Raw genomic sequence first — 19,081 nt, 5'->3', positions numbered from 1 at the left:
GATCCTGGCACAACCGTCATGGGGTATGGCCTGATAGCCGTGCGTCGCCCCAAAGTCGAGCTCATTCAGTTCGGCGTCATTCATCTGAGCAAATACGGAGACCACGCTCTCAAGCTCCAAAAGATCTTCGAGCGGGTCTCGAGCCTCATCGACGAGTACAACCCCGACGAGGTAGCCCTGGAAGCACCTTTCTTTGGTAAAAACGTGCAGTCCATGCTCAAGCTGGGCCGTGCCCAGGGCGTTGCCATGGCAGCAGCGTTGTCGCGCTCCATTCCGATTGCTGAATACGCCCCCCGCAAGATCAAACAATCCGTCACGGGCAATGGTAATGCCTCCAAAGAGCAGGTTGCAAAAATGCTGATGAGCCTGTTTGCCATCGAGGAGATGCCCAGGCTGCTCGACGCAACCGATGCCCTGGCCGTAGCCGTATGCCACCACTTCCAGGCTGGCAAAGCCGAACTAACCGCAGGCAGTGCCTCGGCGCAACGCCCGCAGACAAAACCGCGTCGCGCCACCAGCTCATGGGAAGCCTTTCTGAAAGATAATCCCGACCGCATCAAGCCTGCCTAACGTGCCTAAGACGAAATACTACGATATACCTCCAACAACGTCTCGTTCTCCTTCTCCCAGTTATACTTGCTGAAGATCAGCGCCTGCCCGCGTTGCCCCATCGCTTCGGCTTCCGCCGGATGCGTGAATAACCAAACAATAGCGTCCGCCACTTCCTGCACATTCAGGGGATCAACGAGAATGCCCGCATCCGCCTCTTTGATAAACGCCGCGGACTCCCCCGCCGACGACGCAATCACCGGCAACCCGGCCGCCATAAACTCAAACATCTTCACCGGATAGTTCGTCTTGTATCGCTCAATAGGATTGGGAATGATAATACCGACCCGCGAAGCAAACAACACCTCCACCATCGCGTCAAACGAAAGCCATTCCAGAAAGCGCACCGTATACTCCTTCAATACCTCCGCTTGCAGCGACTGCGGTGCAAACTTACCCCCCAACACAAACTCGAACGACGCACGTAACGCCGCCAGCCGCGCGCCTTCCAACATCTCGATCAACCCGCGCACCTTGCTCAACGTGCCCACCGATGTCAACGCCTGTGGCCGTGTGCTATACGGCACCGGCACATGCGTACGGAATGCATGCGCCAACGGAAAGTTGCGGATCAGGTAAGTCTTGTGTTTGGGAAAATATTGCGCAATGACCGGCTCCGCGACAATGATCGCGTCAAACCACGCCCCACAAAGTTTTTCGAGCAGGTAATAAAACGTAGCGTACGGCCCTCGCAGCCAGCGTGGCAACCAATGCTGGTAACTGATCTGTAACGGGGTGTCTTCGTGCGCATCGTATACCACCTTGCGGCCAAACAGCTTGAGGATCACCCCCACACCCAGGATGTCCGAGTCATGAATGCAAAATACCGACCGGGCGGGTTGCTTCAATGCCTTACCCAATATGCGCCAGGGACTGACAAAAAGCTTGTCGAAACCTCCTCCCAGGGGTCTAACCGCATACAAGCGCACGCCGTCCTTTTCGGTGTCCTGTGTGTGCGGCAGGATCATCGACACCGTGTAGCCCGCCTGCACCAATGACCGGGCTTCTTTTATAAAAATGCGGGTATCAAAAGGAGGATGGCCATTGGCCAGCATCACGATGGGTCTTTTTACCTCTTCAGCCGATCTGTTGTCCACAAAGTTTCGTTTGACCGTATTAGTTTATGAATATGCCGGATGAGTTTACAATAGGCCGCAAAATGCTTTTCTTTGCTCAAACCAAAGAAAGTACGCCCGGAAAACCCACAGCACCGGTTTCCGGCAAAAGTAAAAATACGGGTGCAACATTCCGCACGCGTGCTTCCGGGGGCCGATAAAACAACGACGTTATGTTCGGATTACTGATCAACTGCCTCACAGCCTTCGGCTGGCGCGGCCTTGTTATTTACCTCAAGGTCCGGACCCGCATGACCAGCAGCCTCTCGTTGCCGGGCATCCAGCATCCTTTCCGTCTCCGCCCACAACGGGCCGACGGAATCTCCTTCCGCGAGATCTTCCTGCGCCGCCTCTACGACCTGTCGCTTCCAAAAACCATACAGCCCAACGTTATCATCGACGGTGGCGCTAACATCGGCATGACCAGCATCTTCTTCGCAAACCGCTACCCGAACGCCCGCATCATCAGCGTCGAGCCCGACGAAAACAACTTTGTCGTCCTGGCCGACAATGTGCGCCCCTACCCCCAGATCACGCCCGTTAAAAGCGCCATCTGGCACAAAAAAGAACAGATTCACGTCGTCGACAAAGGCTACGGCGACCGCGGTTTCATGATCGAAAAGAATGCCACAGGCACCGTACTCGAGGCCATGTCCCTCCCCGAACTGTTGCAAACCCACGGCATTACCCAAATCGACATCCTCAAGCTCGACATCGAAGGCAGCGAAAAAGAAGTATTCAGCGAAAACTACGAATCCTGGCTCCCCTACACCCGCTGCCTCATCATTGAGCTCCACGACCGCATGAAACCCGGCTGCTCCCAGGCCGTCTTCAAAGCCCTCCTCACCCACAACTTCTCCCTCTCCATCCAGGGCGATAACCTCCTGTTTATCAACGAATCCCCTGAAAACGTCCCCGTACCAACCCCAGCCAACCAACCATCACTAGCGCAAGCTTAAACACGGATCTGGTTCAAGTCTTCCGACCGAAGGGAGGGCGACTTGGACCTACCCTGATGCCAGTCTTCAGACTGGCGAGGCAGGGTCATACCCGTATCAAAGCCATACTAAAGCCCTACTAAAGACATACACACCCCATCTTAACCACATCCCAAACCCAAAAAAAGAGGGTGCCCACCGGACACCCTCTCCAAGCGCAAGCGCAATTCCATCACTCCTTCTTTCCCTTCCCGGCGCCATCCTTTCCCTTCTTCCCATCCTTCCGGGCATTCTTGGCATCCTTCTTCTCCTGCTTCAGCGCTTCCCACTTCTTCCATTGCTCAGCCGTGAGGGCCGCTCTTAAACTGGCGTCGCGGTTATCGCGCAATGCCTTCATCCGGGTGTTCTCCTGGCCTTTGGTCAAAGACGTGTCCCGGCGCACGGTCGACTGCTCCTGTTCGTATTGTTCGTAGACAGCCTTCACCTTAATATACTGCGTATCGTCGAGGGCCACATCGGCTTTCAATTTGTCAGCGTGTTTAGCTGCGGCGGCTTTCGGATCGCCCGGGCCCTTATGTCCTTTGTCTTTATGGTCACCACCGTGCTGGGCAAATACCAGCGTACAGGCCAGAAGCCATACAAATGTCATTGCATACTTTTTCATGATCGTCGTGTTTTGTTTCTGCGAAGAATAAAGCCAAGTACGGGCCAGAATGCCTACGCCACAAGGAATTTCGACATTTCGGCCAAATTGCTATACTGTACGACACTTCCGACAGACAGAAGGCACAGTTTTTTACCTATTTTTAGTCCCGGTAACCCATCTAAACCCCTGAACGATATGCCCTTCGCTGCCAAAGAGACCGAAATCAATGGAAATAAAGTAAGCTATTTTGACGAAGGGCACAGCGACATACCCGTGGTGTTCCTGCACGGTTTTCCGTTCAGCAAAAACATGTGGGAGCCTCAATTCGAAGCCCTCAAAGAATCCTACCGCGTCGTCGCCTACGACGTGCGCGGCCATGGCAGCTCCGACGCCGGCACTGCAGAATTTACCATCTCCCAGTTCGCCCACGACTTTATACTCTTCCTCGACGCGCTGCGTATACCCCAGGCCGTAGTGTGTGGATTATCCATGGGTGGATATATAGCCCTGCACGCCATTGAAAAAGCACCCGAGCGTTTTGCCGCGCTCGTCCTGGCCGACACCCAGTGCTTCGCCGACACCGACGCCGCCCGCGAGAAACGCAAGAAGGCAATCGACTCCATACGCGAGAAAGGCATGGCACCCTACGCCGAAGAGTCCGTTAAAAATCTCTTTGCTCCTGCCTCGCACCTCGACAAGCCCGAAGCCGTAGACCATATCCGGAAAACCATTGCCAGGGCATCCGACGACAACGTCACGAAAACCCTCATGGCCCTGGCCGCCCGTAAAGATACATGTGGCGTGCTGCCGACCGTTACCTGTCCGGTGTTGATCCTCGTAGGTTCCGAAGACAAAGTCACGCCGATCGAAGCCGCGCGCAAAATGCACGACCTCCTACCCGGTTCACACCTGCAGACCATCGAAGGTGCCGGCCACGTCAGCAACCTCGAAAATCCCGACGCCTTTAATACCGCCCTGGAAGCATTCTTGCATTCACTTTTATACCGGGTTACATAGGCAAAATGACATAAAAAAGCGCCGGCAGGATCCCTGCCGGCGCGAACTATATAAACAAATCGAGCAGACACTACTACTGCTTGATAAACTTACGGCTTACCGTCTTCTTATTCTTCGTAACAATCACATTATAAAGACCCGGACGCAGCGTAGATACATCTAACGCGCCATCATTGACAACACTTGTCAACACCTTGTTACCCGTCTGATCAGTAATCACCACACGACCACCCACAAAGCCACGCGACAAGCTCAAGCTGCTTTGCACAGGGTTCGGATATACTTCCCAGGAAACAACATCAGCCTCGGCAGCAGCCACAACAGTTTGCGCAGCCGCCTGTCGTGTAAGCTTCCACCAATTGATGTTCCAACCACCGGTACCCGCGTACAAGCCAACCGCGTATGTCCCAGCCGTGATATATACTGTATGCTGCACCGTCGTCCAGGTACTGGCACTACCCGTAGGCGGTACAGTCACTTCACCCAGATAGATCGCACCGGCATTTAAATCCAGAGCAATCAAACCACCATTCACACTCGACACGCGATATTCCGCCGTATAATTGCCACTCTCCGGAATCGCAATGTTTGCATACGCCAGCCAATCGTCAGTATCGATCGCCGTCACATGTTGCGCACCACCTTGTGGATCAGTCGTCGTTACAATCGACACGGCAGCGGCCGAACTATACGACTCTGCCTGACGCAAGATCGAGAAAGGTGGCACTGCCACCGGCGCTACCACGACCGAGCTGGCAACATCGTTAAAGCCCTCGTTGTTCAGACAGTTGTCGTCAGCCGTTTTCACCAACGACGTACCCGACAGGTTATTGTTATCATAGAAAGTCACCTGGTAACCCGATTGTACTTTTACCGACGAAATATCGTTGTCAACAACACCCAACGCTTGCAACTGCGCCAGCGTATACGAACCCACCTGCAGTCCAACAGCATAACCACCAAAGTCGCAGTGTTTATAGACCGTCACCACACCCGTTGGAGGCTGCGGCGTAGAAACATACTCCTGACCCTGACGGTTGCGGCGCCTGACACCGCGACCACGAAACTCATCCACAATGGCCTGCACTTCCGCAGGGCTCTTACTCTGATCCTTCACATGCACGAACCAATCCACCTTCATCGTGCTGCTGCGTTGCTGTGTAGAAGGACCAAACGTCGAACCATCGATCGGCGGATACGCCCAGTTGGCAAAGCTCACCAGCATATTGTAATCCGGATATACCGATACGCCATCCGATGTCCGCACCGACACGTTGGCTTTTTTTACGCCGTCGATAAAATACTCCACGTTCACGTCGTCCACAAACCGGAACACCAGGTCATGCCACCCCGCCAGGTCCTGTTTCAAAATAACGTGCGCGTTATCAAGGCCCTCGCCACTGGGCAACACGTTAGACGACTCATACGATGACATCCACATGGCGTTGTTATACGTACCGCCGTACATACCGCTCCATGCGTCCCACGGCAAATACTCGAAGTCCACCTCCGCGTACGTCGCCGGATTAGCACCACCCGCCGCCGGCGAAATGGCATAAAACGTTTGAATGATAGGGTCCTGGTTGTTGCGCGGTGCATTGTCAAAATACACCCGTGCTGCATAAGTACCTTCAAAGTAATTCACATCGGCGCCCGTTTCAATACGGGAGTGTGTGGCGCTGGCAGGCGTGCCCGCATTCGAGCAACGCAGCTCCATAATACCGTCCGTGGTAAACGTAACATTCGACTTCAGATAATCGGCACCCGACGGAGGTCCACTGTTCAGGTCATTCACAATGTGCCACTTGTTAAAGCTCTCAATCGCCGGATCATCCGCGTTTGTGTAATTGAAGTCATCAAAAATAACGGTCTGCGCAAAGGCCGGACTGCAGAGCAAAAGGATGATGGCCATAAGCCCCACCGCCACGCGCCCAAAGCGCAGCACCGTATATCGTATAAGGGTAGTAGTAATAGTAATAGTAATGCTTCGTTGTTTCATAACGTTGTGTTTAAAGTAACAGAATGCGATAAACCAGCTACGACAGAACAGTGGATATCAAAATTTCTCTCTACCTTAGTTTTCAGGTTTTTTGTTTCGAAGCCCCCGGTGTCCCGGAATGCAGAAGCAAAGATTTACACCAGGGCTGACCGTACGAAATTTCCAGAGGCTACATCACCTCCTACAATCGACACAAATTGAGGCTACAGCATTCTGGAAAAATGGCTTCTGAACACAAATGATACCTTTTTAATGGCTACGTCTACCGTGACAACTGGCCCTGAGCACTGAACCACCCGGTCTCCTCCTGTGTTAAAATTCTACAACTAATTCCAGGAATCTTATAACCTCTACCCCCTCCGAATCCGCATATTTGTCCATGGCAACGACGTTCTTCATAAAAAATATGGTCTGCAACCGGTGCATCACCGCCGTCACGCAGGTATTCGATCAGATCGGACTCCACCCCGACCATGTAACCCTGGGCGAAGTGACCATCCCTCAAACCGACATCCCCCCGCAAACGATCGAGCACCTCGACACCAGCCTGGTAGCATTAGGATTCGAGCGCATCGACGACCGCCGTGCGCGGCTTATTGAAAGCATCAAAAACACCGTCATCCGCATCGTCCACAACCCCGACGGCATCGACCGCAAATTCAACTGGTCACACCTGTTGTCCGAAGCATTGCATTACGAATACAACTACCTGAGCAACCTCTTCTCCTCCGTCGAAGGCATCACCCTCGAGCACTACATCATCCGCCAAAAGATCGAGCGCGTCAAAGAATTGCTGTTCTACGACGAGCTCAGCCTGAGCGAAATCGCCCACACACTTGGCTACAGCAGCGTGGCACACCTCTCGGGCCAATTCAAAAAGGTAACGGGCCTGACACCCTCCGAGCTCAAAAAGAGCCGTGAGTCCGAAGCACAACGCAAGCCCCTGGACAAGATCGCCTGACGGTAATTATATAACCCCTTCGGTGAATTCTGTAAAACCGGCTGGCCGGCTTTCCGGTATACTTGCAGTGTAAATATGACCGGTTGCTTATGACCACAACAACAAACAATCACCCCGGCAAAGCCACGCCCCGCACACGCACCACCTTCCCGGTGCTGGAAATGACCTGCGGTGCCTGTGCCGGCAGCGTCGAGTCGATGCTCGCCGCATCGCCCGGTGTTTATTCCGCCTCTGTCAACTATGCCAACCAAACGGCGCTGGTAGAATACGACACAACCCAAACACAGCCACAGGCCCTGCAGGCCGCAGTACGTTCCATCGGCTACGACCTCGTCATCGACACCGAAGACCCGCAGGCCCAGGCCGCCGACGCGCAACAAAAACACTATGCCGCGCTCAAGACCCGCACGCTGTGGGCATGTATCCTGTCCGCGCCCGTCGTGATCCTCGGCATGTTCTTTATGGACTACGCCTACACGCCCTATATATCGCTGGTCCTCACCGCGCCCATCGTATTTTACCTCGGCCGCAGCTTCTTTGCACACGCCTGGAAACAGGCGCGGCACGGCCAGGCAACCATGGACACGCTGGTAGCATTGTCGACAAGCATTGCCTTTCTATTCAGCACGTTTAATACATTCTTCCCCGACTACTGGCATGCCCGCGGGGTACACGCCCATGTATACTATGAAGCCGCTGCCGTCATCATCGCATTCCTCTCCATCGGCAAACTGCTCGAAGCACGCGCCAAAGCCAGTACCTCGTCCGCCATACGCAAGCTCATGGGCCTTCAACCCAAGACTGTTTTGGTTGTACAGAATACAATCGAGCAGGAACTGCCGATCGCTGCCGTGCGCATCGGGAACATCGTCGTCGTGCGCCCCGGCGAACGTATTCCCGTCGACGGCGTGGTAGAATCGGGAACGTCGTATGTCGACGAAAGCATGATCAGTGGCGAGTCGATCGCCGTATCAAAAAAGGCCGGCGACAAAGTATTCGCCGGCACCGTCAACGAACGCGGCAGCTTCCGGCTGGAAGCCCGGCAGATAGGCAGTGACACCGTCCTGGCCCGCATCATCCGTATGGTACAAGAGGCGCAAGGCAGCAAAGCCCCCGTGCAACAGCTGGCCGACAAAATCGCCGGCATCTTTGTCCCCATTGTGATTACCCTGGCGATACTCACCTTTGTCACGTGGATGCTGGTCGGTGGCGAGCATGCTTTTACCCATGGCCTGCTGGCAGCCGTCACCGTGTTGGTCATTGCCTGCCCGTGCGCACTGGGACTGGCCACTCCTACAGCCCTGATGGTCGGCGTTGGCAAAGGTGCCGAAAACAACATCCTCATCCGCGATGCCGAAAGCCTCGAACGCGCCCACCAGGTAACAGCCGTCGTACTCGACAAGACCGGTACGCTCACCGAAGGCAAGCCGCGTGTAACCGACTTGTTGTGGCAGCATGGCCCCGATAACACCCTGGCAGCTTCTGTACTCTACAGCCTCGAAACATCGTCGGAGCATCCGCTTGCCGCCGCCGTTGTACGTCACCTGAAAGACGCCGGCACGCAAGGTGTACCCCTGCAACACTTCGAAGCGCTCCCCGGCCGCGGTGTAGTCGCCACGCATCAAACTATACCGTACTACGCAGGCAACACGCGACTCCTCACCGAACACCAGATTGTTATACCACCGACCTTGCAAGCACAAGCAGAACAGCTGCAAGAACAGGCCCGTACAGTAATATACTTCGCCGACGCCCAACGCGTCCTCGCGCTGATCGCCATCGCCGACACCCTCAAACCCACCTCGCGGGCCGCAGTAGAAGCCCTGCAAGAAAAAGGAATCGCCGTATACATGCTCACGGGCGACAACCCCCAGACTGCACGCGCCATTGCCCGGCAGGCAGGCATTGCGCACTACGAAGCCGAAGTCATGCCCGACCAGAAAGCAGCCTACATCGAAAAGTTGCAAGCGCAGGGACACGTCGTCGCGATGGCCGGCGACGGCATCAACGACTCGCAGGCATTGGCACAAGCCGACGTCAGCATCGCCATGGGCAAAGGCTCCGACATCGCCATGGACGTGGCCAAGATGACCCTCATCACATCCGACCTGCAAGCCATTCCCAAAGCGCTGACCCTGTCTACACAGACCGTGCAGGGCATTCGCCAGAACCTCTTCTGGGCATTTATATACAACGTCATCGGCATACCCATCGCCGCCGGCATATTATACCCTGTTAATGGATTTCTGCTCGACCCCATGGTGGCCGGCGCCGCCATGGCACTCAGCTCGTTCAGCGTAGTGGCGAACAGCCTGCGATTAAAAGCCCGGAAGCTCTGAACAGGAATTCTGTAAACCATACCCGGAAAAGTATAAAGCCAAACACCCCTCTTTTCCGTTTCTTTACACAGCAAACAAGCACAACCATGAGTACACAAACATTCACTACCAATATCAAATGCTCGGCCTGCGTCGCCAAAGTAACGCCCTACCTCGACGAGGCCGTGGGCACCGGCAACTGGCAGGTAGACCTCACCCAGCCCACACGCCCCCTGACGGTCACCAACAACACCGACGCACATACCGTACAAGAATCGCTTCAAAAAGCAGGCTATCGCGCCGAAAAGGCCTCCTGAACGGGAGGCTGCGGCTCCCCGAAACAAATCCAGGTAAAAACACGTATCTTTGAACAAACAACGTGAAACCGCTCCGGACCATATCGTCACTTCTCCTCGCCCTACTGGTGCTGGCCTCCTCCACCAGCTTCGTGGTAGGCGTCCACCTCTGCGGTGGCCGGGTCGATAACGTGGCCTTCCTGGAAAAGGCATCCCCCTGCCCCATGGAGCAAAAGCTTCCACCCTGTCACCACGCCAAATCCTCGTGCTGTGACGACACCCTCATTGTACACAAGGCCCAGAAGCTAAAAAACGACGTCACCCACTTCGACCTCACGACACACCCTGTGCCGCTGGTCATCCAATATCCAATACTCATAGCGGATATCATCCCCGCTACATCAACCGCTACAGCTTCGTTCCAACTGTACGATCCACCACCCCTACACGACGATCGCCCCGCGACACTTCAAGTTTTCCGTATTTGATCCGGTCTTGCTGGCGCAAGTCTTAGCCCCGCCTCGGGGCGGAGACTTGTGCCCCGTCTAATGGCAGTCTTCAGACTGCCGAGACTGCTGTGGATCCACCACAGCCAACCACTTACTCCATACATTCATTTAGCACTACCTCGATCCCATCATGATCGAAAACCTCATCTCCTTCTCCCTGCGCAACCGGGTCTTAATCCTGTTGCTGGCCGCCGCTTTATTTGTCTGGGGCATACACGCCGTACGCACCAGTAAGATCGATGCCATCCCCGACCTGTCCGAAAACCAGGTCATCGTCTACACCGAATGGATGGGCCGCAGCCCCCAGCTCATCGAAGACCAGGTAACCTATCCGCTCGTCACCAATCTGCAAGCGCTCCCGCAAGTAAAATATGTGCGCGGCACCTCCATGTTCGGCATGAGCTTCGTCTACGTCATCTTTGAAGATAACACCGATGTATACTGGGCCCGCGAGCGCGTACTCGAACGCCTCAACTACGCCAGCCGGCTGTTGCCCGAAGGCATCACACCCACACTCGGTCCCGACGGTACCGGCGTGGGCCATGTACTCTGGTATACACTCGACGCGCCCGGCATGGACCTAGGCGAACAACGCGCGCTGCAGGACTGGTATATCAAATTTGCGCTGCAACCCGTACAAGGCGTCAGCGAGATTGCGTCGTTCGGCGGCTTTCAGAAACAATACCAGCTGGCACTCAACCCGCACCGCCTTACCTACTACAACCTGTCCGTCGCCGACGTCATCCGTGCCGTACGCGCCGGCAACAACGAGGCCGGCGGGCGTAAGTTCGAATTGAGCGACATCGGGTATATCATCAAAACCACCGGCTACCTCCACTCCCTAGAAGAGATCGAGCGCATCCCCGTCAAGACCTCCGGCACCACCCCCATTACCGTCGGCGACATCGCCACAGTCCAAATGACCGGCGAAGCACGCCTCGGCATTTTCGACCGCGACGGTGAAGGTGAAGTCGTAGGCGGCATCGTCGTCATGCGCTACGGCGAAAATGCCGACGAAGTCATTCGGCGCGTCAAAGAAAAAATGACCGAAGTCGCCAAAGGCTTCCCCGGCGGCGTAAAGTTCAACATTGTATACGACCGCAGCGAGCTGATCGAGGAATCCATCTCGTCCATCCGGCGCACGCTGATCGAAGAAATGATCGTCGTCTCCGCCGTCGTACTCCTGTTCCTGTTCCATTGGCGCAGCGCCGTCAGCATCCTGGTACAACTGCCCCTGACCATTGCCATCAGCTTCATTCTGTTAAATGCCTTTGGCATAACGTCCAACATCATGTCGCTCACCGGCATAGCACTGGCCATCGGCGTGATCGTCGACAACGGCATCATCCTGGCCGAGAATGCGTACAAACACCTCTCCCACCGCTTTCATGAGCTGAACCCCGAAACTCCAAACGAATAACACCATGCTCTTCGCACGCAAAAAAAGAAACTATATACCCCTGGAAGAAAGCGAGCGCCTGGCCATCATCGAGCGCGCATCACGGCAAGTATCCCGCGGTGTATTCTATTCTACCATCATCATCATCGCCTCGTTTCTGCCGGTATTTTTGCTCACCGGCCAGGAAGGCAAGCTTTTTCATCCACTGGCATTTACCAAAACATTCATCCTGGTAATCGACGCCATCCTGGTTGTCACGCTTGCCCCCGTACTGCTCTCGTTCTTTATGAAGGGCCGGTTTCCAAAAGAAAATGCCAACCCGGTCAACCGCTGGCTGGAGCGTCTCTATGAGCCCATCCTCCGCGTGTGCCTGCGCTGGCGCAAAACAACATTGGCCGTCAACATCGCCGCGCTCGTCATCTCGGTACCACTGCTCATGAGCCTCGGCCACGAGTTCATGCCACCCCTCGACGAACAGTCCATCTTGTTCATGCCCGTCACTCTACCCGACATCTCCAACGAAGAGGTTAAGCGCATTCTGCAAGTACAGGACAAGATCATCCGCTCCGTGCCCGAAGTAGCCCACGTACTCGGCAAAGCCGGCCGCGCCAACACCGCGACGGACAACGCGCCCCTCAGCATGATCGAGACCATCATCCTGCTAAAGCCTAAATCCGAATGGCGCCCCGGCATGACGAAACAAGCACTCGTCCAGGAGCTCGACGCCAGGCTCCAGATCCCGGGCGTGGTGAACGGCTGGACACAACCCATCATCAACCGCATCAACATGCTGGCCACCGGCATCCGCACCGACGTAGGCGTAAAAGTATATGGCCAGCATCTCGACAGCATCCAGGTAGTATCCGAACGCGTGCGCCAGGCGCTGCGTCCCATACTTGGTGTCCACGATCTCTACGTTGACCCCGTAACCGGCGGCAGCTACCTGACCGTCACGCCCGATCGCGAGGCCCTGGGCCGCTATGGACTGACCGTAGAAGACATTAACATGACGGTCGAGTACGTACTCGGTGGCACGCCCATTGCCCAAACCCTGGAAGGCCGGCAGCGCTTTACCATCAGCGTGCGCCTGGCGCAAGATTATCGCAACAGCCTCGACCAGCTCCGGCGTATACCCTTGCGAACACCCACGCAAGGCACGGTACCCCTGTCCGCCGTGGCAACATTGGCCCTGGAAGACGGTCCGCCCATGATCACCTCCGAGAATGCCATGTTGCGCGGCGCTGTACTCTTCAACGTACGCGACCGCGACCTGGGCAGCACGGTAGAAGAAGCCATGGCCACCCTCAGCCGGCAAGCAGGCTTGTTACCCCCCGGCTACCACCTCGAGTGGAGCGGTCAGTACGAGCATCTCCTGCGCGGCCGCCAGACCCTCACCTTCATCCTCCCGATCGTACTGCTCATCATCTTCATCGCGTTATACCTGGCCTTCCGCTCGCTGCGCGAAGCATTCCTAAGCCTCGTCACCGTACCGTTTGCGCTGATCGGCGGCGCATACATGGTATACTTCTATGGCACCAACCTGTCCGTCGCCGTGGCCGTGGGCTTTATCGCGCTGTTTGGCATTGCCGTCGAGACCGGCGTCGTCATGGTCATATACCTCAACGATGCCATGCGCCAGCTGGTCGCGCTCCGCGGCAACAGCCGCGAAAACATCACACGCCAGGACCTCCAGGAATACGTCATCGCCGGAGCCGCCAAACGACTGCGCCCCAAGCTCATGACAGTATCCGTCGCCTTGTTTGGCCTCGTGCCCGTACTGTGGGCCACGGGCGTCGGCAGTGACGTCATGCAACCCATCGTACTACCCATGATCGGCGGCGTACTGACCTCCTCCACACACATCCTGCTGGTAACACCGCTCATCTTCCTCATGACCAAAGAATATGAACTCCGCAAATATGGAAAACTGCTTTAACGTAAACCCTGGCGCAAGTCTTAGCCCCCGCCCCGGGGGCGGAGACTTGTGCCTGCCACAATGGGAGTCTTCAGACTCCCGACGTGCATTTCGTCTGGTGCTCTGCCTCATCGCAGCATTACTGATAACAACTGCCCAGGCACAAGTCATGTCCCTCGACAGCGTGCTCTCACACGTAAGCCGTCACCCCATGCTCCAGGAATACGACCACAACGCCCAGGCCATGCAAGCCTACAGCGAAGGCGCCACCGCGTGGATGGCCCCGATGGTCGGCGTCGGTACGTTCATGACGCCCTACCCCGGCACAAAGGTCGACGAGATGATGGGCGACCGCGACAAAGGTTCTATCATGATATCGGTAGAGCAAACCATTCCCAATACCGCCCGGCTCAACGCAAAGAAGGATTACCTGGCCGCACGCGCCACGATCGAACAGCATGGCCGCGCCAACCAATTCAACGCGCTACGCGCCGAAGCGCGCGAGCTATACTATAGCTGGATCGTCGACGAAAAGAAAATCGCCGTATTACAAGAGAATGAACAAATCTTGAAATTGCTGCTCAAGCTGGCACGCATACGCTATCCCTACAACCAGGGTAGCCTTGGCGCCATCTACGAAGCTGAAAGCAAATACCAGGAAGTGCAGAACCAGCTACTCACAACACAAGGCGACATCGCCGAAAAAAGTTATCGCCTCAAAGCGCTGATGAACCTGCCCGCCACCGCCCCGCTGGCAGTCGACACGACACTGACTATTGCCTTTACGCCGGCCAGCACACCCGATACAACCGTGCTGAGCGCACAACGCAACGATCTGCGACAACTGAACAGCAGCATCGAGGCCATTCGCCTCAACCAGCGCTACCAGCGGCTGCAGGCACGTCCAGATTTCAAGTTACGCTTCGACCACATGGAGCCACTCGGGCGCGACATGCCGCGACAGTTCACCGCCATGGCCATGGTCTCCATCCCTATTGCACCATGGTCGTCACGCATGTACACCGCCGAAGCCCGTGGCATGCAATACGAAATACAAGCCCTGCAACGTTCGCGCGAAGCGCGACTGCTCGACGCTCGGGGCATGCTGGGCGGCCTGGGCGCACGGCTCACCAACCTGCAACAACAACGGGAGCGATACCGCACCAGGATCTTGCCCGCCCTGCGTCACAACTACGACACACGCATGCTGGCCTACGAAGAGAACCTCGAACAGCTGCCCATGGTAGTCGACAGTTGGGAGGCCTGGAACATGGCCCGCCTGGAATACCTCGAAAAGACCGCTGAGTACTATAGCCTGCTCGTACGCTATGAAAAAGAACTGGATCAATAATATACTGCCGGCGCTCGTCATACTGCTCCTGGCTGCCGCCTGCCGCCCGGCCGACCACGCGCACCACGACCTCTATACCTGCCCCATGCACCCGACGGTGGTGTCCGAACAACCCGGTACCTGTCCCGTATGTGGCATGGACCTGGTACGCCAGGCGCGCGATGGCGAAGCCGTCGAGATCACACCCGCGCTTGCCCGCACATTGCAAGCCCCCAACGAGCACGTACTCGCCTCCACGTCCACGGTCAGGGGAATATTCAAAGCAATGCCCCTCACCTATACCGCGCCGGGAACCGTAGCCTACGACACCCGCGCCCTGCGCACCATCACCGCCCGCCTCGGCGGACGACTCGAAAAAGTATACCTGCGATACAGTGGCCAACCGGTCCGCGCAGGCCAGCCCATCGCCGAGCTATATAGTCCCGAGCTGATGACGGCCCAACGCGAGTTGCTATACCTCGTCCAACACGACCCCGGCAGCGACCTCCTGGCCGGAGCCCGACGCAAGCTGCTGCTCCTCGGCGCTACCACGCAGCAAATCGAAAACATCCTGCGCCGGAACGAGCCCGTCCAATCTTTTACCCTGCACAGCCCCTACGACGGATATATCCTGACAGGATCAGAGACACCGGCAACAATAGTCGCCGGCACCGGCGACCCGATGAACGCCGGCGCCACCACCGCCACATCCCCGGCACAAACCAGGCTGCCGCGCGAAGGTGACTACATCGCCCGCGGTCAGGCGCTCTACCGCATCGCCAGCGCAAATGCCCTGCGCATCGAGCTCACCCTGCCGGCAGAGTCTGCCAACGCTATAGCGCCCGGGGACAGTGTGCAGCTGATAGTCGAGGGCCAACAACGAATCGGGACGGTAGCCGTGATAGAACCCGTTTACCGGGACGGCGCACCCTTCGTAACGGTACGGGTACATTCACCCGATACGAAAGGCTTGCGCCCGGGACAAATTATACAGGCTACATTCACCACACACCCGGTAGAAGCCCTGTGGGTGCCGCGTCAAGCCGTGGTGGACCTCGGCCTCGACAAAATAGTCTTCGTACAAGACAACGGTACCTTCCGTGCCCGCAAAGTCACCACCGGCATCGCGCACCACGAGTGGATCGCCATCCGCAAAGGGCTCACCTCCACGGAAACCATCGCCGCCCAGGCGCAATACTTAGTCGACAGTGAAGGCCTTCTTAACCCCTGATACCATGCGTCTCCTACAATTGATCTCTCTCCCGCTGGCCCTACTGCTGCCGGCCTGTACGCCCGACAACAATGAGGGCACCCCTGCCGGCCACGATCACCACGCCGTCGCAGCAGCAAAACCCGCTACGCAGCACGATCTGATGCTCTCCGCCACGCAGGAACAGCTCGCCAACCTCGCCGTCCAGCCCATCACCCTGCGCGCACTCGGCGCCACCGTGGTAAACGGCACCCTGACAGTCGACGAGACCCGCACCCGCGTCATCAGCAGCCGCGCCGGCGGCCGTATCGAAAAACTATACATACAAGAGACTGGCCGCCCGGTACGCGCAGGCGAGCCGTTGTACGAGCTCTACAGCGAACCGCTGCTCGTGTTGCAACGTGAGTACCTGCTGGCCCTCGAGCAAGAGGCAGCCCTGGGAAGAGAACACCCGCAATACGCCACGTTTACGCGCGCCGCCGCCCAAAAGCTCTTGCAATACGGTCTGACACCGCGCCAGCTTGACCACCTCGCCACCACCCGCAACCCCCGCGAGCGTCTCGTATTCCAGGCGCCCATCAGTGGCCTGATCACTGCGCTGCAAGTAACCGAAGGCCAGGAAGTAGCCGAGGGCAGCGTATTATACCGCATCGAAGACCTGACCAGGCTGTGGGTAGAAACCGAGCTCTATACCGGCGAGGCAACCACCGTACACCCCGGCGACACCGTGCAGGTACTTCCCGTCGGCAACGACGCCGCACCGCGTACCGCCGTCGTGGAATTCATCAGCCCCGAATATCGCGCCAACAGTCAGGTAACAATCGTACGCGCGCGCCTGGCCAACCCGGACAATGCCCTGCGTCCCGGACAGTCTGTCCAGGTGTTCCTCGCACCCGGCACTACCCGCGTGCTGGCCGCTCCGCAAAATGCCGTAATCCGCAAGGGCAAACAGGCCCAGGTATATATCCGCACCACCGCCCATACCTATCAACGCCGCCCGGTCACCATCGGCCGCGAAGACGCCGCATGGGTCGAGATCACCGGCGGCCTGCAACCGGGTGATACACTGGTCTCGCGCGGCGCCTACTTGCTGTACAGCGAGCACGTATTGAAACATGGACTATAAACAATACACACAACCGTCTGAATCTTTTATCTTTATAACGCAATCCAATACTATGAACACAACATCAATCTCCCGACTCTTCGCCATCGCCACGCTCGCCGCAGTCATGGCGTGTAGCCCCTCGAAAAAGGAAACACCCGAGGCTCCCGCAGAAGACCAAGACCATGCCGCCACTTCCGTCGACACTGCTACTGCCAGCAAACCGCAATACACAGTAGCCCCTGCGTTTCAGCAACAGCTCGCGGGTGTCTTTACGGCATACCTGCAGCTGAAAGAATCATTTGTAGCCTCCGACGCTGCACGTGTACAGAGTGCTTCCCAGGGAGTACAAATGGCCCTGGAATCGGTGGACATGACCTTGGTCGACGGTGCCGCCCACCACGATTGGATGACCTACCGGGAAGGCATTAGCACAACGCTTAAGGCCATGCAAACCTCGCCCGCCAACCTCGACGACCAGCGCAAGGCCTTCAGCAACCTTACCCAGTCGCTCTATCAAGCCATCAAAGCCTACGGCCTCGGCAGCACAACCGCCTACTATGAATTTTGTCCCATGGCCTTTAACAATGAAGGCGCCTTCTGGCTCAGCGACAGCAAAACCATCCGCAATCCCTACTTCGGCGACAAAATGTTAACCTGTGGGGAAGTCCGCGAAACCCTGTAGCATCAAATACACTATTTGGGGAATTTAATGCACTTATAACCAGATGGCTACGTGCATGAAATTCCCCAATAAACGTCAAAATGCCATATATAGCGGTTATTTTAATTTGGTCGGGATATTGCATGCGTGCCTGCTTCACGCTTCCCATAACCATTCATGAAAAACGAATCTATTAAAGTTCTCCAGAAGAAAAAGACGGCAATTTTAGAACTGTGGATGCAAAACCAGCTAGCCGAAGAAGGCCTGCGCGAAGATCTCATGAGCAACGATGATCTGCGCGTACAGTCCGAAGAGCTGCTGGATGCGTTGCTGGCCAACCTCTCCGATGAAAACCTGAGCGACGCGCAGTCGTCACATTTCGACACCGTACTGGACATCCTGGCCGGCATTTCCGCATCACGTGCCAAGCAAGGATTTTCGCCCCGCGAAACCGGCACCTATGTATTCAGCCTCAAAGACGCCCTGATTGATACCCTGCAACAAGAAATAAAAGATCCCGCGACGGTGCTTACGCAAACCATCCGGATCGGCAAGCTGATCGATAATTTTGGCATCGTCACCTTTGAAACCTTTATCAAAGGCCGTGAAGAAGTAATCCTTCGCCAGACTGATGAAATCACAGAAATCTCGACACCCGTCATCCGCGTGTGGGACGGCGTCCTCGCCCTGCCCATCATCGGCACCCTCGACAGCTCACGCACCCAGGTCGTAATGGAAAACTTGCTGCAGGAGATTGTTGAAAGCGGCAGCAGTATCGCCATCCTCGACATCTCCGGCGTGCCGGCGGTCGACTCGCTGGTAGCGCAACACTTGATCAAAACGGTGAGCGCCACCCGCCTTATGGGCGCTGAGTGTATCATCAGCGGCATCCGTCCCGAGATTGCACAAACCGTTGTCCACCTGGGCATCGACCTCTCCCAAATCATCACCAAAGCCAGCCTGGCCAGCGCGTTGCGCACAGCCTTCAACATGCTTCAGCTGGAAGTTGTGAAAAAACGCAGATTCGAAAAAGAGAACGCATAAGATAGT

The 19,081-nt window shown here is 56.4% G+C and carries 17 protein-coding genes; 14 read left to right on the top strand and 3 right to left on the bottom strand.

The genetic code is table 11. From position 1 onward, the window contains the following. Positions 1 to 18: 18 nt before the first annotated feature. Positions 19 to 570 carry a crossover junction endodeoxyribonuclease RuvC gene (ruvC, locus tag KK062_RS25950; protein ID WP_254087318.1) on the top strand — a complete coding sequence of 184 codons (552 nt, stop codon included), beginning with the start codon at positions 19 to 21 and terminating at the stop codon, positions 568 to 570. A gap of 5 nt (positions 571 to 575) precedes the next feature. Here ruvC and KK062_RS25945 read toward each other — a convergent pair whose 3' ends face one another. Beyond that, positions 576 to 1,706, bottom strand: coding sequence for a glycosyltransferase (locus tag KK062_RS25945; protein WP_254087293.1), 1,131 nt, complete (start codon positions 1,704 to 1,706; stop codon positions 576 to 578). Positions 1,707 to 1,897: 191 nt separating this feature from the next. Here KK062_RS25945 and KK062_RS25940 point away from each other — a divergent pair, with 191 nt between their 5' ends. Then, a complete protein-coding gene (locus tag KK062_RS25940; protein WP_254087292.1) occupies positions 1,898 to 2,683 on the top strand; it encodes an FkbM family methyltransferase in 786 nt (261 codons plus the stop codon). 211 nt (positions 2,684 to 2,894) lie between these two features. Here the strand turns inward: KK062_RS25940 and KK062_RS25935 are convergent, their stop codons facing one another. Then, on the bottom strand, positions 2,895 to 3,326 hold the full coding sequence (locus tag KK062_RS25935; RefSeq protein WP_254087291.1) for a hypothetical protein: 432 nt from the start codon (positions 3,324 to 3,326) through the stop codon (positions 2,895 to 2,897). Between the two features lie 177 nt (positions 3,327 to 3,503). Between KK062_RS25935 and KK062_RS25930 the strand changes: the two genes are divergently transcribed. Continuing rightward, a complete protein-coding gene (locus KK062_RS25930; RefSeq protein ID WP_254087290.1) occupies positions 3,504 to 4,325 on the top strand; it encodes an alpha/beta fold hydrolase in 822 nt (273 codons plus the stop codon). Between the two features lie 73 nt (positions 4,326 to 4,398). On the opposite strand, the gene KK062_RS25925 is transcribed toward KK062_RS25930, so the two are convergent. Further along, positions 4,399 to 6,324: a carbohydrate-binding protein gene (locus tag KK062_RS25925; RefSeq protein WP_254087289.1), complete on the bottom strand. Its 1,926-nt coding sequence runs from the start codon at positions 6,322 to 6,324 to the stop codon at positions 4,399 to 4,401. A 406-nt stretch (positions 6,325 to 6,730) separates the two neighbouring features. Here KK062_RS25925 and KK062_RS25920 point away from each other — a divergent pair, with 406 nt between their 5' ends. The 11 genes from KK062_RS25920 (at position 6,731) to KK062_RS25870 (ending at position 19,075) form a co-directional block, all read left to right on the top strand. Beyond that, the gene (locus KK062_RS25920; protein WP_254087288.1) at positions 6,731 to 7,285 is read left to right on the top strand and encodes a helix-turn-helix domain-containing protein; all 555 of its coding nucleotides are present in this window, start codon (positions 6,731 to 6,733) and stop codon (positions 7,283 to 7,285) included. A gap of 89 nt (positions 7,286 to 7,374) precedes the next feature. Beyond that, positions 7,375 to 9,624: a heavy metal translocating P-type ATPase gene (locus tag KK062_RS25915; protein WP_254087287.1), complete on the top strand. Its 2,250-nt coding sequence runs from the start codon at positions 7,375 to 7,377 to the stop codon at positions 9,622 to 9,624. Positions 9,625 to 9,710: 86 nt separating this feature from the next. After that, a complete protein-coding gene (locus tag KK062_RS25910; protein WP_254087286.1) occupies positions 9,711 to 9,920 on the top strand; it encodes a heavy-metal-associated domain-containing protein in 210 nt (69 codons plus the stop codon). 62 nt (positions 9,921 to 9,982) lie between these two features. Next, positions 9,983 to 10,387 carry an HYC_CC_PP family protein gene (locus KK062_RS25905; protein ID WP_254087285.1) on the top strand — a complete coding sequence of 135 codons (405 nt, stop codon included), beginning with the start codon at positions 9,983 to 9,985 and terminating at the stop codon, positions 10,385 to 10,387. Between the two features lie 151 nt (positions 10,388 to 10,538). After that, the gene (locus tag KK062_RS25900; protein ID WP_254087284.1) at positions 10,539 to 11,828 is read left to right on the top strand and encodes an efflux RND transporter permease subunit; all 1,290 of its coding nucleotides are present in this window, start codon (positions 10,539 to 10,541) and stop codon (positions 11,826 to 11,828) included. Positions 11,829 to 11,832: 4 nt separating this feature from the next. Continuing rightward, a complete protein-coding gene (locus tag KK062_RS25895; RefSeq protein WP_254087283.1) occupies positions 11,833 to 13,743 on the top strand; it encodes an efflux RND transporter permease subunit in 1,911 nt (636 codons plus the stop codon). Further along, a complete protein-coding gene (locus KK062_RS25890) occupies positions 13,727 to 15,073 on the top strand; it encodes a TolC family protein (protein ID WP_254087282.1) in 1,347 nt (448 codons plus the stop codon). The genes KK062_RS25895 and KK062_RS25890 overlap by 17 nt, the downstream gene beginning before the upstream one ends. Continuing rightward, complete coding sequence (locus KK062_RS25885) at positions 15,051 to 16,283, top strand: heavy metal-binding domain-containing protein (protein ID WP_254087281.1); 1,233 nt, start codon at positions 15,051 to 15,053, stop codon at positions 16,281 to 16,283. The genes KK062_RS25890 and KK062_RS25885 overlap by 23 nt, the downstream gene beginning before the upstream one ends. 4 nt (positions 16,284 to 16,287) lie before the next feature. Beyond that, positions 16,288 to 17,388, top strand: coding sequence for an efflux RND transporter periplasmic adaptor subunit (locus tag KK062_RS25880; RefSeq protein WP_254087280.1), 1,101 nt, complete (start codon positions 16,288 to 16,290; stop codon positions 17,386 to 17,388). Positions 17,389 to 17,440: 52 nt separating this feature from the next. After that, complete coding sequence (locus tag KK062_RS25875; RefSeq protein ID WP_254087279.1) at positions 17,441 to 18,052, top strand: DUF3347 domain-containing protein; 612 nt, start codon at positions 17,441 to 17,443, stop codon at positions 18,050 to 18,052. A 156-nt stretch (positions 18,053 to 18,208) separates the two neighbouring features. Further along, a complete protein-coding gene (locus tag KK062_RS25870) occupies positions 18,209 to 19,075 on the top strand; it encodes an STAS domain-containing protein (protein WP_254087278.1) in 867 nt (288 codons plus the stop codon). The last annotated feature ends 6 nt before the right edge of the window (positions 19,076 to 19,081 follow it).

Origin of the sequence: Dawidia cretensis (assembly GCF_018598175.1) — a bacterium.
GTDB classification, from domain to species: domain Bacteria; phylum Bacteroidota; class Bacteroidia; order Cytophagales; family Cyclobacteriaceae; genus Ohtaekwangia; species Ohtaekwangia cretensis.
Note: the sequence above shows the minus strand (reverse complement) of the source record. Positions and strands in the feature narration are given on the sequence as shown.